This is a genomic window from Burkholderia sp. Cy-637 (assembly GCF_011753175.1).
In the GTDB taxonomy this organism is placed as follows: domain Bacteria; phylum Pseudomonadota; class Gammaproteobacteria; order Burkholderiales; family Burkholderiaceae; genus Burkholderia; species Burkholderia gladioli.
Genome location: NZ_VWWC01000093.1, coordinates 14,384 through 29,469, shown reverse-complemented (window position 1 = coordinate 29,469; position 15,086 = coordinate 14,384). Strand labels below are relative to the sequence as shown.

Sequence of the window (15,086 nt, the reverse complement as noted above, 5' to 3'; positions counted from 1 at the left end):
GCCGGTGCCGAGCCGGCGCGGCGCCCGCCGCATCGGCGCCGGCCGGCTGGCCGGCGGGAACGCGAGGCAGTGCCGCCGGCACCGCCTCGCAGCAGTACAGGAGAGCGAGATCATGAGCCAGCAACCCACGCCCGACGAGGGCCGCCAATCGCAACTCGAGCAGATGGAGGCGGCGGTCGGCCATCTGCAGGATTCGGTCAGGTCGCAGTCGATCGCGACGGGCGCCGCCAAGGGGCTCGCCTTCAGCCTGGTCGAGACGCTCGGCGCGCTGATCGGCGACCCGGACCTGCCCGAGCACGCGCGCTCCGGCTACGAGGCGCTGCGCGACAAGGTCAACGAGCTGATGGCCGCGCCCGAGCGGCCCTGAGCGGCATCGAGCGGGCATCGCGTCCGGACCGGGGCCGCCGCCCGGCGGCCCTGCCCGCTAATCGGGCACGCTAAAAAAATGCCGCGGGATCAAGCACTTCGGCGCGCTGTCAGGCCGATATCCACAAGCTTGCCCACCTCCCGTGTTGACAAGCACTGCCTGCGTTTGTCGCTTTGCTGGGCGTCCCAGGTATCGACGAAAAAAAATCATTCCGATCAAGGGCTTGGCGATTGGCTTTCAGTGATATCCACAGGTTTGCCAACAAAAACTGTGGATAACTCGGGCTTCGTCGGATTTGTCCCGGCGAAGCCTCGTTGGCGCGGCTGGAAATTTTTTCGCCGCGATGTCGATTCCGGCCGCCGTCGCGCGTCGTGGGAAGGAGAGCGCGCCGAACGCGCCGCTCGCCCCGACGCGTCGCCGACGCACCCACCCAAGGAGCCGACATCATGTCCGCCGCCGTGAAACCGATCCCCGAAGGCATGCATACCCTCACCCCCCACCTGATCTGCAACGGCGCGGCCGATGCGATCGCGTTCTATGGCGCCGCGTTCGGCGCCACCGAGCTGACGCGCCTGCCGGGGCCCGACGGCAAGCTGATGCACGCGGCCGTGCGCATCGGCGATTCGACGCTGATGCTGGTCGACGAGATGGCCGGCTGCGGCGCGCTCGGCCCGCGGGCGCTGAAGGGCTCGCCGGTGATCCTGCATCTCTACGTGGAGGACGCCGACGCGGTGGTGGCGCGCGCGGTCGAGGCCGGCGCGAAGCTGGTCATGCCGCCCGCCGACATGTTCTGGGGCGATCGCTACGGCCAGGTGGAGGATCCCTTCGGCCATCGCTGGTCGGTCGCCACCCATCGCCAGGACCTCACGCCCGAGCAGATCCGCGAGGGCATGGAGCAGTGCGTGCGCCAGCCGTCCTGAGCGTCGGCGCCTGAAGCGCGGCGGCGCGATGGCTAGTGGCCAGGTGGCGGCGCGAGTGCCGGGCTGCCTTGCCGTGTCGCCGGGTGCCGCTCGCCGCGTTTGCCGTATTTGCCGTATTTGCCGCGCGTTGCCGTTTTTCCATCCGTTGTCGTCGATTCCCAGGAGGAAGTCGCGATGTCATTGACGCTCTACGCGCATCCCTTTTCCTCGTATTGCCAGAAGGTGCTGATCGCGCTCTACGAGAACGCCACTCCGTTCAGCCTGCGCGAACTGTCGGGCGAGCATCCCGGGCATTACGCCGAGTTCGCCGCGCGCTGGCCGCTGAAGCGGATGCCGCTGCTGGTCGACGCCGGGCGCAGCGTGGCCGAGGCCACCATCATCATCGAGCACCTGGGGCTCCATCATCCGGGCCCGGTGAGGCTGCTGCCGGCCGATCCGGTGGCCGCGCTCGAGGTGCGCGCGCTCGACCGCTTCTTCGACAACTACCTGTCCACGCCGGCCCAGCGCATCGTCGCCAATGCCCTGCGGCCCGAAGGCGAGCGCGATGCCTATGGTGTGGCTGAGGCGCGCGCGCAGCTCGAGACCGCCTATGCCTGGCTTGACGGCCACATGGCGCAGCGAAGCTGGGCGGCCGGCGAGGGCTTCAGCCTCGCCGACTGCGGCGCCGCGCCCTTCCTGTTCTATGCCGACTGGACGCACCGCATCGACCGCGGCTTCCGCCACGTGATCGCCTACCGCGAGCGGCTGCTGGCGCGGCCCTCGTTCGCGCGCGCGGTGGACGAGGCGCGGCCCTATCGCAAGCTGTTCCCGCTCGGCGCGCCCGACGCCGATTGAATCCCGCGCGGCGGCCATGCGGCACACGGCGGCGGCCCGAAGCCCGGGCCAACTGCCTGCCGCTCTCGCCGCCCCCGCGATCCACGATTGCCAAGGAGACGAGCATGAACCCGAGCCAGCCGCTGATCCCCGCCGCCGAACTGGCGGCTCTCAACCGCTGCAGCTACCCGAACGAGAGCGCGGCCTATCGCGAGGCGCGCAACGCCCTGCTGGCCGAGGAGATCGAGCTGCGCCGCCGGATCGAGCGGGTGGCCGAGCAGCGTCGCGCGCTGCCGCCCGGCGGCGCGGTGACGCGCGATTACCGCTTCGAGGGCGAGGCCGGCGGCAGCAGCTTCGCCGAGCTGTTCGGGCGGCACGACACGCTGGTGGTCTACAGCTACATGTTCGGCCCGACCTGGCAGCGGCCCTGCCCGATGTGCACCTCGCTGCTGGGCGCCTGGAACGGCGAGGCGCGCGATATCGGGCAGCGCGTCTCGCTGGTCGCGGTGGCGCGCGCGCCCTGGGCACGTCTCGACGCGTTCCGGCGCGAGCGCGGCTGGCGCGACCTGCGGCTCTACACGGATCTGTCGGGCGAATACAGCCGCGACTACCACGCGATCGGCGAGGGCGACAGCGATATCCCCGCGCTCAACGTCTTCACGCGGCGCGACGGCACGATCCGGCATTTCTACGGCGGCGAGATGAGCGGCGAGATGTCGGATCCCGGCCAGGATCCGCGCGGCGCGCCCGACCTGATGCCGATCTGGACCGTGCTCGACATGACGTCGGCCGGCCGCGGCGGCGACTGGTATCCCAAGCTCGATTACGGGCAGTGAAGCGGCCACGCCGGGCTGGCGTCGATGCGCGCTGCCGCATCCTTGTCGCGCGGCGGTAAACCGTGTCGGATCAAGTGCTTGCGTGGCCGGTGCGCAGGTAATCCACAAGCTTGCCAACAGAAATTGTGGACAAGCCGGCCGCCGGGCGCGCTGCCGCTTTCCTGGCGCGCGAGAAAAAACCTCGACGGATCATGGGCTTGTCGTATGTGACAGCAGGATGTCCACAAGCTTGCCAACAAAAAATGTGGACAACCGGGGCGCCGGGGCGAGGGGGCTGTCGCCGAGGTTTCCGGCTCGCGCGAGCCATGGAGCAGGGTGGGCGCCGCATCGGCAGGATGCCGGTGCCGGCCGCCAATCGAACGTTAGATCCTTGATCTCGTTGATCTTTTCGCCCGCCAGCCGGGCGTGGCGGCGCTGCCGAAGCACGCATTGCCGGCAAGGATCCGAATCGAATCAAGGACTTGGCGGGCTCGCCAGCAGGATATCCACAAGCTTGCCAACAAAAACTGTGGACAAGCCACGCATCCGGGGCGCATCGCGGCGGAGCCTGCCGGATTCCTGAGATTCGGGAAAAATCCTTGTGTGTTCAATGGCTTGCGAAAGACATGCGCAGGTCATCCACAAGCTTGCCAACATTTTCTGTGGATAAGCCGCGAGGCCGGGCGCTCAGCGTGCCGGCGCACCCAGGAAACCGTGCAGCGCCTCCAGCACCGCCGGCTTCGCCTCGCGATGCGGAACATGCGCGCAGCCGGGCAGCAGCATCATGCGCGCCGGCCCCGCCAGGCCCTCGACGATGCGCGCCGGGTGGCGCGGCGAACCGTATTCGTCATGCTCGCCGTGCAGCACGAGCGCGGGGCAGCGCACCTGCGCCAGCGTCGCGTCGAGCGTCCAGCCGGCGAAGGCCGGATCGAGCCAGGTGTCGATCCAGGCATCGAGCACCCAGCGCGCGCGTTCGCCGTGATGGCGCGCCAGCCGCTCGAATTGATCCGGCCGCGCGAACGCCTCGCGGGCCGCTCGAATGCCCGCCAGCGTGCGCGCCTCGACGAAGGCCTGCGCGGAGATCGTCACCAGCGCTTGGCAGTGCTCGGGCTGCGCGGCCGCGCAGGCGGTGGCCATCGCGCCGCCGACGCTATGGCCCAGTGCCACGAAGCCCGCAAAGCCGAAGCCGCGCTGCAGCGCCGGCAGGCTGTCGCGCGCCTCGGCCGCGATGAAGTCGGCCGGCAGCGGCGCTTGCGCCGGCGCCGAGCGGCCGAAGCCGGCGCGGTCGTAGGCAATCACGTCGCGGCCGGTGGCGCGCGCCAGCTCGGCGGGGAATTCGCGCCACAGGGCGACGCAGCCGAGCGAGTCGTGCAGCATCAGGATCGGCGCGGGCGGCGTGGCGGCGCCATCGGCGGGGCGCGGCCAGCGTTGCGCGTAGAGGCGGCCCTGGGGGGCATCGATCCAGCGGAAGTCGTCGGTCATCGTGGCGGGCCCGCGCCGGCGCGGGCCGGGCAGGCATCGAGGCATGAAGGGGCAAGGAAACCAAGGGGCAGGGCCTCGCCGCAATGTAGCAGAAGCGGGCGCGAGCCCGGCGCGCGAGGGCTCCCGCCCGTCGCGCAGGGCCGCGAGGGCCGGTGTACCATGGGCGCCCGCTCCACGCTGCCCTGACGATGCCCGCCAATTTCGACGAACTCGCGTCCCTGATCCGCGCGCAATTTTCCGAGCTGAGCCCGCAATTCCAGGTCGGCGCGGCCTTCCTGCTTGACCATCCCGACGAGGTCGCGGTGTCGTCGATGCGCAAGCTCGCGCAGCGCGCCCAGGTGCAGCCGGCCTCGCTGGTGCGGCTCGCGCAGCAGTTCGGCTTTCCCGGCTGGAACGAGCTGCGCGACCTGTTCGTGGCGCGCCTGCGCACGCGCCCCGCGCCGATGACGCAGCGCGCGCGTTCGCTGGTCAAGCCCGGCGGCAAGGCCGCGCTCGCGCAGGACCTGCTGGCCGCGCAGCAGCACAACCTGGCCGGCACGGCCGGCCAGAACGAGCGCGCGATGCTCGAGGCGGCCAAGCTGATCCGCAAGGCGCAGCACGTGCATGTGGCGGGCTTCCGTTCCTGCTATCCGGTCGCGTTCGGCTTCGTTTATGCCTACCGGCTGTTCCGGCCCAGCGTGTCGCTGCTGGCCGGCGTGGCCGGTTCGCTGGAGATGGAGCTGCGCGCGATCGGCCGCCACAGCGTGACCGTGATCGTCAGCTTCGCGCCGTATTCGGCCGAGGCCACGCGCGTGGCGACCATCGCGCGCGATCGCGGCAGCCGGGTGGTCGCGATCACCGACAGCAGCGTCTCGCCGATCGCGCTGCTGGCCGATCTCACCCTGCTGTTCAACCACGAGAGCCCCTCGTTCTTCCCCTCGCTGGTGGCCGCGCACGCGCTCACCGAAGGCCTGGTGGCGCAACTGCTGGCGCTGGAGGGCGGCGAGGCGGTGGCCGCGCTCGAGCGCACCGAATCGGAATTGCACGCGCGCGGCGCCTATAGCGCGTCCTGAGCCGTTTCCCGCAATACCGGCCGACAAGGGCGGCCGGATCGGTTCATTTTCGATATTCCCCGATTCCAATCGCCATTCGATCTTTGCGGGATTCATTTTCGGCAATGAAGTTTTGACGAAATAATGAAATCCGATGATTTCCCCAGTCGAAAATGTCGGCTGAAAACCCGTCAAATCGGACAGGAGGAAATGGCGTTTCGGACAGTCTGCGAAGTCTTGACTGGCAAGGCTGACAGGTGAAATCGGCTATTTTCTGATTGGTGATGAAGGAAGCTGAAAAGACTTCTTGTGCCTGAATATTTTCGTTGCTAGGCTGCGTCAAATACACAAGCCGGAAATCGATCCGGCATGACTTCCGAGAGGCCAGGGCCATGACATCACTGAACGATATCCGTGCCGCGTCGCCGTGCATCGGCGACGTCGTGACGCTCAAGACCGGCGGGCCGCGCATGACGGTCACCTTCGTCGGTGCCGCCGGCGGCGAATCCTGGGTGAGCTGTCAGTGGTTCGATGCGAGCGGGGAATTCCGCCAGCAGCGCTTCGCCGTGGAGGCGGTGGTGCTGGAGCCGACCACCATCTCGGCGGGCCGCGCCAGCCTGCGGCGCTTCGGCTGGTCGAACGGCGTGGCGCTCTGAGGCGCGCCGGGCCGTCCGCCAATCGTCCGCCAGTCGTTTCCTGCCGCGTTTTTCCGTCGGTTCTTCCCGCCGTTTTTCCTTCCCGCTGTCTTTCCCGAGTTTTCCCATCACTCGCGCGGCATACGCCGCGCGGGTGATGCCGTGCGCGTTCGCCGGCGCCTTCAGGCTTGCCGGCGGTGCCGCCACGCCCCGTCCCGCCGAAAACCGGCAAGACGGGATCATCCGGGGCAAGGCGCCGGGACGGGACCAACGATCGGGCGGGGTGACGCAGGCGGAAGACGCTCACAGGTGACGCGGGGCAGGGCTACGCAGTCGGTGATGCGGGGAAATCCGGAAGCGACGACAACGGGTACGACGGATCAGGCCTGGCGGGCGGGGCCCGGTGGCTCAGCGGGAATCCTGTTTCTCGATCCAGGCCTGCTGGAGCGCGACGCGGTTCTGCACGCGATCGACCAGGCCGTTCGAGAACTTGCGCATGCTGATCGAGCGGCGCGTCTGGACGATGTTGCCGGCCAGGTTGCGCGCCGGGTTCGGCAGGCTGGCCCAGTACAGCGTCATCAGCCAGCCGATGCCGGTCCAGCCGAACAGCGCGTTGAACAGCGCGAGGGTCAGCTTGTCGTGACGGCCGCGACGGTCGGCGATGATCGCCGGCAGAAAGTAGAACGCAATCGCGATAACTGCCCCGGCAATCTGAAACAGGATCTTCATGGGACTTCTCCTTCCGTGTTGCAGTGCGACAAGTCGACTGCAGTGAGACGGATTGTCGCGCTTTTTCGGATCCCGTGCCGGCAACTAATTGTTGCGTTTACCGCGATGATACCGACCCGTCACTCAATCCGTCGCCAATTTGAAATGTTCGTCGCACCATCCCGTAATCCCGCCTGCCATAAGCTTCACGGGCCTTCCGAGGCGGGCCAGGCGCTGCGCTGCACGAGCGGCGCCATTGCAGTGCGGGCCGGCACAATAGACAACGAATATCGTATCGATTGGAAAATGCGATAGCGTCCCCGCGACGATCTTGCGGTGCGGAAGATTGATGGCGCCCCGGATATGTCCGGCGGCGAACTGCTCGGGACTGCGAACATCGAGCAGGACGAAATCGGCCTTGCCCGAAGCGAGCGCGTGATGCACGTCCCAGCAATCGGTTTCGAATCGGAGCAGGTCGCTGAAGTGGACCAGGGCGGCGGCGCTGTCGGCGGCGGGGATCTCGGTGACGTAGGACATGATGCTTCGGGTTCCTCTGGAATAAGTGTCCGAGTCCCCAGTATCGGCATCGCGGGCCCGGCCCGAAAGTGGCGCGATCGACAAGTTCCGGTAACATCGCGCCATGAAAGATCATCTCGTCGTGGCGCTCGCCTACGATCGCCTCTGCACCTTCGAATTCGGCTGCACGGTCGAGCTGTTCGCGCTGCCGCGCCCGGAGCTGGAGGTGGACTGGTATCGCTTCGCGGTCTGCGCGGCCGAGCCGGGGCCGATCCGCGCGGCCGGCGGCATCACGGTGGCCGCGCCCTACCGGCTGGCCATGCTCGATCGCGCCGACACGATCGTGATCCCCGGCTGGCGCGATCCCGACGAGGCGCCGCCCGAGGCGCTGCTGCGCAAGCTGCGCGCGGCCCACCGGCGCGGCGCGCGGCTCTGCTCGATCTGCTCGGGCGTGTTCGTGCTGGCCGCCGCCGGCGTGCTCGACGGCCTGGCCGTGACCACCCACTGGCGGTATGTGGAGCGCCTGCGCGCGCGTCATCCCTCGCTGCAGGTGAACCCCGACGCGCTTTATGTCGACCAGGGCGCGATCGTCACCTCGGCCGGCTCGGCCGCCGGGCTGGACATGCTGATGCACCTGGTGCGGCGTGACCACGGCAGCGCGATCGCCAACCGCGTGGCGCAGCGGCTGGTACTGCCGCCGCATCGCGAGGGCGGCCAGGCGCAGTTCGTGCCGCGCCCGGTCGCGCCGGAAGGGCGGGACCGGCTCGCGCCGCTGATCGACTGGATGCGCGAGCACGCGGCCGAGCCGCACACGCTGGCGAGCCTGGCCGAGCGCGCGGCGATGAGCCCGCGCACGCTGCAGCGCCAGTTCCGCGAGGCAACCGGGCTGGCGCCCTATGCCTGGCTGATCCGCGAGCGCGTCGGGCTCGCCAAGGAGATGCTGGAGGCGAACCCGGCGCTGCCGCTGGCGCAACTGGCCGAATTGGCGGGCTTCGGCTCCGAGGAATCGCTGCGCCGCCACTTCCGGCGCGTCGCGGCCACCAGCCCCGCCGCGTACCGGCGCGATTTCGACGTGCGCTGAAGGGGCGACGCAGCGGTGTGCCGGGCCTGTGCGCCGCCGTGTTTCCTGCGTCGAACGGGAGATCCGCGGCAGACGCCCCTCGCGCCGCGCCGCAGCCGCAAGCGATTTCCCGCCGCCTCGTGCGCCGGCGCGCATTTGCGCGAGATCGCCCGCCGCGCGAGGCCGCATCGGCGCTATCATCTTTTTTTCGTCCCCACCGGCCAGCACCATCATGACAAGCACCGCCGACACCGCCCTCGATCACCCGCGCCTGACCGATTTCGTCGAGCGCAAATGGAACGACGAGATCCTCCACCAACTGACCGACTACATCGCGATTCCCGCCAAGAGCCCGGCCTACGATCCCGACTGGCAGCAGCACGGCCTGCTCGAGCGCGTGGTGGTCGATGCCGCGCAATGGGCCGAGCGCCAGCCGGTGCGCGGGCTCACGCTGGAAATCGTGCGCCTGCCGGGCCGCACGCCGGTGATCTTCTTCGACGCGCCCGCCACGCGCTCCGGCACCACCGAGACGATCCTGCTCTACGGCCACCTCGACAAGCAGCCGGAATTCGACGGCTGGCGCGCCGACCTGGGCCCGTGGACGCCCAAGTACGAGAACGGCAAGCTCTATGGCCGCGGCGGCGCCGACGACGGTTACGCGATCTACGCCAGCATCACCGCGCTGGCCGCGCTCGACGCCCAGGGCGTGGAGCGCCCGCGCTGCGTCGGCCTGATCGAGACCTGCGAGGAATCGGGCAGCTACGACCTGCTGCCCTATGTCGACGCGCTGCGCGACCGGCTCGGCCAGGTCGGCCTGGTGGTCTGCCTCGATTCGGGCGCGGGCAACTACGACCAGCTGTGGCTGACCACCTCGCTGCGCGGCACGGTGGCAGGCGAGCTGCATGTCGAGGTGCTGGAGGAGGGCATGCACTCGGGCATGGGCGGCGGCATCGCGCCGTCGAGCTTCCGCATCATGCGGCAGTTGTTCGAGCGGCTGGAGGATTCGGCCAGCGGCAACCTGCTGCCGGGCGTGTTCCACTGCGAGATTCCCGAGAGCCGCGTGCGCGAGGCCGAGGCCACCGCCGCGATCCTCGGCGACCAGGTCTGGAAGGGCCTGCCCTGGGCCTGCGGCCAGGACGGCCGCCCGGTGCTGCCGACCACCAGCGACCCGCGCGAGGCGCTGCTCAACTCGACCTGGCGGCCCTCGCTGGCCGTCACCGGCGCGGCGGGCCTGCCGCCGCTGGAGAATGCCGGCAACGTGCTGCGCCCGAAGACGGTGTTCAAGCTCTCGCTGCGCCTGCCGCCGCTGGTCGACGCCGCCACGGCCGTGCAGGACCTGAAGCGCCTGCTCGAGCTCGAGCCGCCCTACAACGCCAAGGTCACCTTCAAGCCCGATTCGGGCGCCGCCACCGGCTGGAACGCGCCCGAGCTCGCGCCCTGGCTGGCGGGTTCGCTCGACGAGGCCTCGCGCCGCCACTTCGGCGCCGACTGCGCATTCATGGGCATCGGCGGCACGATCCCGCTGATGAACGTGCTGCAGGCCGGTTTCCCGAAGGCGCAGTTCATGGTGTGCGGCGTGCTCGGGCCGAAGTCGAACGCGCACGGGCCCAACGAGTTCCTGCACGTGCCTTACGCGAAACGGCTGACCGCCGCGGTGGCCGACGTGATCGCCGCCGCGCGCTGAGCGCGCTCCAGAACCACGCAGGGGCGCGAGGCCGGATTGCCTCGCGCCCCTGTGCCGTATACCGGGCGCCTGCCGCCTATCGAGGACCACGAAGGATTCGACCCATGTCCCAACCCGAAACCCGGCCGGGCGCGCTGCGCATCTCGACCGACAAGCGCGAGCTCGACGTCGACGCGATCCACGCCTTCCTGCACGACCACGCGCCCTGGTCGCTCGGCATCCCGCGCGAGGTGGTGCAGCAGTCGATCGACGGCTCGCTCTGCTTCGGCGCCTTCCTCGGCGAAACCTTCGTCGGCTTCGCGCGGCTCGTCACCGACCTGGCCACCTTCGCCTATCTCTGCGACGTGTTCGTGCTGCCCGAGCATCGCGGGCAGGGCCATGCGCGCACGCTGATCGACCAGGTCTTCGCCGATCCGCGCGTGAGCGGCCTGCGCCGCATCGCGCTGGTGACGAGCGACGCGCACGGGCTCTATGCGCCGGTGGGCTTCGTCGCGCCCGCGCATCCCGAGCGCTGGATGGAGCTGCATCGGCCCGAGGTGTATCGCCGGGCTTGAGCGCGCGGGCGCCTACAATACGCGCTTTGCACGCGGAGCCCGCCATGAGCGACCTGACCGAACAACAAGCCGAACAGCTTGCCACCCACCGCCACTACAAGGGCGGCCTCTATCGCGTGATCGGCGTCGCGCGTCATTCCGAAACCGACGAGGCGCTGGTGATCTACGAGCATGTCTGGCCGCACGAGCCGAGCCTGCGCGCGCGTCCCGAGGACAACTTCCACGGCACGCTGGAAGACGGCACGCCGCGCTTTCGCAAGCTGCGCGATTGAAGATCCGATGAGCGCGCGAGCGGCGCGGACCCTATCGGCCAGGCTGGCCCGGCGAGGAACGCGTCGTGATGCCGACTCGCTGCTGCGAGCCTTTTCAGCGCGCCGCGAGCGCGGCCTTCAACTCGCGCGGCGCGTTGCCGATCGCCAGCTCGGGCGTGCCGTGCCAATCGGCGAGCCGGCCGATCGCGCGGGCCACGTCGCCGGCTAGCCCGCTGCCGAGCCGCACCTGCGGCTCGAAGTGGACCGCCTTCAATTCGAACACGCCCTGCGTGCGATGCGCCTTGGCATCGACGCGGCCCACCAGGCGGCCGCGATGCAGGATCGGCAGGCAGAAATACCCATAGCGGCGCTTGTCCGCCGGCGTATAGCACTCGATCGTGTAGTCGAAGTCGAACAGCGCCGAGGCGCGCCGCCGGTCCCACACCACCGGGTCGAAGGGCGAGAGCAGGGTGGTGACCGAGGAGCGCAGCGTGCCGTCGGCGGCGCGCGCGAGCAGCGGCTCGAGGTCGCGATGCACGAAGACCTGTTCCTTCCAGCCTTCCACCGTCACCGGCAGCAACTGGCCCGCGTCGGCCAGCGCATGCAGTTCGTCGCGATAGGCGCGCCTGGGCAGGCGATAGTAATCGGCCACCCAGTCGGCGCGTACCACGCCGAGCGCGCGGCAGGTCTGCTCGAGCAGTTGCGGCAGCACCATGTCACGCGCGGGCAGGTCGCGTGCATCGTCCCAATGCGGCAGCACGCGTTCGAGCACGTCGTAGATGCGCTGGAAGTTCTGGCGCGCGGCCACCATCAGTTGCCCGGTCGAGAACAGCACCTCCAGGTGACGCTTCTCGGGTTTCCAGTCCCACCAGCCCGAGCCCTTGGCGCCGTCCTCGCGCGCGAAGTCCGAGGAACGCACCGGGCCCGTGTCGCGCACGCGCGCGAGCAGCGTGTCGATCGACTCGCGATGCAGCTCGTGCCAGTCCGCCGCGTATTTCCAGCCCATTCCCGCCGGGTTCAGCATCTTGTGGCGCATCAGCCCGAAGCTCTCGATCGGCAGGAAGCAGGCCTCGTGCGACCAGTATTCGAACAGGCTGGCCTCGGCCAGGTGCTCGTCGAGCCAGCGCTGCTCATAGGGGCCGAGGCGGCTGAACAGCACCAGGTAGGGGCTGCGCGCCACCACGTGGATGGTATCGATCTGCAACTGCGCCATGCGGCGGATCGCATCCAGCACGTCGGCCTTCACGGCCTTGCGGCGCGGCGGCGCGAGCAGGCCTTGCGCGGCCAGGTGCAGGGAGCGGGCGGCTGAGAGCGGGAGGGTGGTCACGGGCGTGCGCGGGGCGGGGACGGAAGCCGTCACTGTAGCGCGATTCGATGGCCGCCGTTGCCGTCGACGCGGCGGCAGGGGCGCGAAGACGCGACATGCTTGCGGCATCGGATCTGACAATCGTTGACAGACGTCCGAATCGAGTTTCCCTATAGTGACGTTCATGCCGTGACGGCCGCGATTCCCCCGGATCGCGATTCGATCGGCGCTGGTTTTGCTCCCGACGCAACATATGTCAATGGCACGCAGGGAGTGAATCCGGGGAACGTGACTGTGTCGCAGCACCCGGAATCATTCGGCGGATATCCGAACGGCTCTCCAGGCCCGATGTGGATGTCCGCCGATTTCTTTTTTGCGCGAGCCGTTTTTTCCAGGTCCGCCGCGCCGCCTCTTTCCCGCCTGAATTCGAATCCGCCGATGCGATCGGCGTGCTCAGCCGCGCTTGCCGCGCGCGATCTCGTCGCCGGCGTTCGGCGCGAGGCGCCGCGTGATCGGGATCGAGGCGAACGAGCAGAGCCCCACCACCAGGAAGGCCGGCCAGAAATCCGACCACTGCACCGAAGGGTGGCCGCGCAGCGCGGCCGACAGGTGCAGCACGATGCCGGCCACCGTCACGCCCAGGCCCAGCGACATCTGCTGCACCACGCTGCCGAGGCTGGTGGCGCGGCCGATGTCGCGCGGCTGGATCTCGGCGTAGATCACCGAGTTGAGGCTGGTGAACTGCAGCGCGGGGAAGATCCCGCCGACCAGCACGATCACCCAGATCACCCATACCGGCATGCCCGGGTAGAAGGTGCCGTACATCGCGATCGCGAGGCCCGCCAGCGCGGCATTGACCATCAGCACCCGGCGAAATCCGAACTGCCGAAGCAGGCGTTGCGAGAGCAGCCGCGAGAGCGTGCCGCCGACCGCCGAGGCGCAGGTGATCAGCCCCGAATCGAAGGCGCTCATGCCGAGCCCTTCCTGCAGCGTGAGCGGTAACAGGAACGGCACCGCGCCGAGCCCGATGCGGAACAGCGAGCCGCCCATCACGCTGGCGTTGAAGGTGGGGATCTTCAGGAAGCGCAGCTCGAGCACCGGCATCGTCGCGCGCCGCGCGTACAGCACGTAGCCGCCCAGCAGCAGCGCGCCGGCCACGCACATCAGCACCGCGTCGCGCGGGCTGATCAGCGCGCCGTCGAGCATGGTCAGGCCCATCAGCAGCAAGGAGGCGCCGGCCGCGGAAAGCAGGAATCCGAACCAGTCGAGCGGGCCCGGGTTCGCCTCGTGCGTGTTGGCGATGTACTTGTTGGCGAGGTAGATGCCGTAGATGCCGATCGGCACGTTGATGAAGAAGATCAGGCGCCAGTGCAGGTAGGTGGTGAGGAAGCCGCCCAGCAGCGGCCCCGCGGCCGGGCCGAACAAGGCGGGCAGGCTCAGGTAGTTCATGGCGCGGATCAGGTCCGCGCGCGGCACCGCGCGAAAGATGATGATGCGCCCGACCGGCACCATCATCGCGCCGCCCACGCCCTGCACGAAGCGCGCGAAGGTGAACAGCTCGAGATTGGTGGAGGCCGCGCACATCAGCGAGCCCACCACGAAGATGCCGATCGCGGTGCGGAACACCGTGCGCGCGCCGTAGCGGTCGGCCAGCCATCCGCAGATCGGGATGAACACGCCGAGCCCGACCACGTAGGCGGTGATCGCGATATTGAGGGTGACGGGGTTGTGGCCGAAGGCGCGTGCCATCGCGGGCAGCGCGGTGACGATGATGTTGGCGTCCACCGTCTCCATGAACAACGCGCAGGCGACGATCAGCGGTGCGATGAACGGATGGACTGCGAGCGGCATTGGGGATCGACGCGCGGCAAAGCCGACATTATTGCATCGATCCCTCTGCCGGCGTTAGCGGAACCGTTCCCGTTCGAGCATCTGAGCGCATCTGGAGGCATCGCCGCCGAACGCGTCGCGTACTGCGTGGCGGGTTCGGGGGCGTGTCGCGCGCTCGCGTTCGCGTGGCGCATGGAACGCCATGTCGTGGATGCGTGCGCATCGATTTCCACCCGTCGCCGATCGCGTTCGCGAAGGTTGCAGCCAACCGTTTAGAATACGAGCGTTCGCTCATATTCGAAGCGCCCTGCATCCCGCCCATGACGAAATCCCCCGCCAGGAACCACGTGACGCCGCGCAAGGCGCCGGTCCAGCGCCGTTCGGCGGCCACCGTCGAGGCGCTGGTCGAGGCCGCCGCGCGCATCCTGGAGCGCGAGGGGCTCGATGCCTACACCACCAATGCGGTGGCCGCGCGCGCCGGCGTCAGCATCGGCTCGCTCTACCAGTACTTCCCGAATCGCGATGCCCTGACGGCCGCGCTGATCGAGCGCGAGACCGGCGCGCTGCTCGCCGATTTCGATCGCGCGATCGAGCTGCCCGATTGCGCCTCGATCCTCGCGGCGATGGTGCGGGCGGCCGTCGCGCACCAGTTGCGCCGTCCCGCGCTGGCGCGGCTGATCGACGTGGAGGAGCGGCGGCTGCCGGTGGAGGGCCGCGTGGGCTACGTGGCCGCGCGCGGGCTGGAAGCGATCGCGATCGCGTTCGGCAAGCCCGATGCGCCGCCGCTCGCGGCGCCCGAGGTCGCGGCACGCGATGTGCTCGCGATGGTGCGCGGCATCACCGACATGGCGGGCGAGGCCGGCGAGACCGATGCCGACGCGCTGGAGCGGCGCGCGCTGCGGGCGGTGCTCGCCTATCTGCGCGCGGAGCCCGGGCAGGCGGGCCTGTGAGGCACGAGCCAGGCACCTGACCCGGCCAGCGCGGGCGGCGCGCAAGGCATGACGCCTGCTCGCGCCGCGCGGTTCACGAGGCCAGGCACGGCATCGTTTCGCCTGACAAGCTCGCAGAACTGCCGGCGCGGCCCGCGCCCGCCTCGGGCATCATCGGATTCCCG

17 protein-coding genes are annotated in these 15,086 nt (G+C 69.2%); 11 read left to right on the top strand and 6 right to left on the bottom strand.

Annotated elements, in window-relative coordinates; all coding sequences use genetic code 11:
- Positions 1–112 precede the first annotated feature (112 nt).
- The 4 genes from F3J10_RS22450 (at position 113) to F3J10_RS22435 (ending at position 2,936) form a co-directional block, all read left to right on the top strand.
- Positions 113–367 carry a hypothetical protein gene (locus F3J10_RS22450; protein WP_025097568.1) on the top strand — a complete coding sequence of 85 codons (255 nt, stop codon included), beginning with the start codon at positions 113–115 and terminating at the stop codon, positions 365–367.
- A gap of 446 nt (positions 368–813) precedes the next feature.
- A complete protein-coding gene (locus F3J10_RS22445) occupies positions 814–1,287 on the top strand; it encodes a VOC family protein (protein WP_036055619.1) in 474 nt (157 codons plus the stop codon).
- A 174-nt stretch (positions 1,288–1,461) separates the two neighbouring features.
- Positions 1,462–2,121, top strand: coding sequence for a glutathione S-transferase family protein (locus F3J10_RS22440; RefSeq protein WP_025097566.1), 660 nt, complete (start codon positions 1,462–1,464; stop codon positions 2,119–2,121).
- Positions 2,122–2,225: 104 nt separating this feature from the next.
- Positions 2,226–2,936, top strand: a complete 711-nt coding sequence (locus F3J10_RS22435) for a DUF899 family protein (RefSeq protein WP_167243010.1) — start codon at positions 2,226–2,228, stop codon at positions 2,934–2,936.
- Between the two features lie 666 nt (positions 2,937–3,602).
- Here F3J10_RS22435 and F3J10_RS22430 read toward each other — a convergent pair.
- A complete protein-coding gene (locus F3J10_RS22430; RefSeq protein ID WP_167243009.1) occupies positions 3,603–4,397 on the bottom strand; it encodes an alpha/beta fold hydrolase in 795 nt (264 codons plus the stop codon).
- Positions 4,398–4,585: 188 nt separating this feature from the next.
- On the opposite strand from F3J10_RS22430, the gene F3J10_RS22425 reads away from it, so the two are divergent.
- Positions 4,586–5,449 carry a MurR/RpiR family transcriptional regulator gene (locus F3J10_RS22425; RefSeq protein ID WP_167243008.1) on the top strand — a complete coding sequence of 288 codons (864 nt, stop codon included), beginning with the start codon at positions 4,586–4,588 and terminating at the stop codon, positions 5,447–5,449.
- Between the two features lie 43 nt (positions 5,450–5,492).
- Here the strand turns inward: F3J10_RS22425 and F3J10_RS22420 are convergent, their stop codons facing one another.
- Complete coding sequence (locus F3J10_RS22420; RefSeq protein WP_152554318.1) at positions 5,493–5,822, bottom strand: hypothetical protein; 330 nt, start codon at positions 5,820–5,822, stop codon at positions 5,493–5,495.
- Between F3J10_RS22420 and F3J10_RS22415 the strand changes: the two genes are divergently transcribed.
- The gene (locus tag F3J10_RS22415; protein WP_017919805.1) at positions 5,821–6,084 is read left to right on the top strand and encodes a YodC family protein; all 264 of its coding nucleotides are present in this window, start codon (positions 5,821–5,823) and stop codon (positions 6,082–6,084) included. The genes F3J10_RS22420 and F3J10_RS22415 overlap by 2 nt on opposite strands.
- A gap of 387 nt (positions 6,085–6,471) precedes the next feature.
- On the opposite strand, the gene F3J10_RS22410 is transcribed toward F3J10_RS22415, so the two are convergent.
- Together F3J10_RS22410 and F3J10_RS22405 are read right to left on the bottom strand one after the other, a co-directional pair.
- Complete coding sequence (locus F3J10_RS22410; protein WP_025097562.1) at positions 6,472–6,792, bottom strand: superinfection immunity protein; 321 nt, start codon at positions 6,790–6,792, stop codon at positions 6,472–6,474.
- A 123-nt stretch (positions 6,793–6,915) separates the two neighbouring features.
- Positions 6,916–7,308, bottom strand: coding sequence for a rhodanese-like domain-containing protein (locus tag F3J10_RS22405; protein WP_025097561.1), 393 nt, complete (start codon positions 7,306–7,308; stop codon positions 6,916–6,918).
- Positions 7,309–7,411: 103 nt separating this feature from the next.
- On the opposite strand from F3J10_RS22405, the gene ftrA reads away from it, so the two are divergent.
- The 4 genes from ftrA (at position 7,412) to F3J10_RS22385 (ending at position 10,857) form a co-directional block, all read left to right on the top strand.
- Entirely contained in the window at positions 7,412–8,368 is a 957-nt protein-coding gene (gene ftrA, locus F3J10_RS22400; RefSeq protein ID WP_017919807.1) for a transcriptional regulator FtrA, read from the top strand.
- Positions 8,369–8,579: 211 nt separating this feature from the next.
- Positions 8,580–10,031: a M20 family metallopeptidase gene (locus F3J10_RS22395; protein ID WP_013691098.1), complete on the top strand. Its 1,452-nt coding sequence runs from the start codon at positions 8,580–8,582 to the stop codon at positions 10,029–10,031.
- 104 nt (positions 10,032–10,135) lie between these two features.
- Positions 10,136–10,585 carry a GNAT family N-acetyltransferase gene (locus F3J10_RS22390; RefSeq protein WP_025097558.1) on the top strand — a complete coding sequence of 150 codons (450 nt, stop codon included), beginning with the start codon at positions 10,136–10,138 and terminating at the stop codon, positions 10,583–10,585.
- A gap of 53 nt (positions 10,586–10,638) precedes the next feature.
- Complete coding sequence (locus F3J10_RS22385; protein ID WP_025097557.1) at positions 10,639–10,857, top strand: DUF1653 domain-containing protein; 219 nt, start codon at positions 10,639–10,641, stop codon at positions 10,855–10,857.
- A gap of 94 nt (positions 10,858–10,951) precedes the next feature.
- Here F3J10_RS22385 and F3J10_RS22380 read toward each other — a convergent pair whose 3' ends face one another.
- Both F3J10_RS22380 and F3J10_RS22375 read right to left on the bottom strand, forming a co-directional pair.
- Positions 10,952–12,163 (bottom strand): crosslink repair DNA glycosylase YcaQ family protein, encoded by a 1,212-nt coding sequence (locus F3J10_RS22380; RefSeq protein WP_167243007.1) that lies wholly within the window; start codon positions 12,161–12,163, stop codon positions 10,952–10,954.
- Between the two features lie 432 nt (positions 12,164–12,595).
- Positions 12,596–13,993 (bottom strand): MFS transporter, encoded by a 1,398-nt coding sequence (locus F3J10_RS22375; RefSeq protein WP_025097555.1) that lies wholly within the window; start codon positions 13,991–13,993, stop codon positions 12,596–12,598.
- Positions 13,994–14,292: 299 nt separating this feature from the next.
- On the opposite strand from F3J10_RS22375, the gene F3J10_RS22370 reads away from it, so the two are divergent.
- Complete coding sequence (locus F3J10_RS22370; RefSeq protein WP_167243006.1) at positions 14,293–14,922, top strand: TetR/AcrR family transcriptional regulator; 630 nt, start codon at positions 14,293–14,295, stop codon at positions 14,920–14,922.
- Positions 14,923–15,086 lie beyond the last annotated feature (164 nt).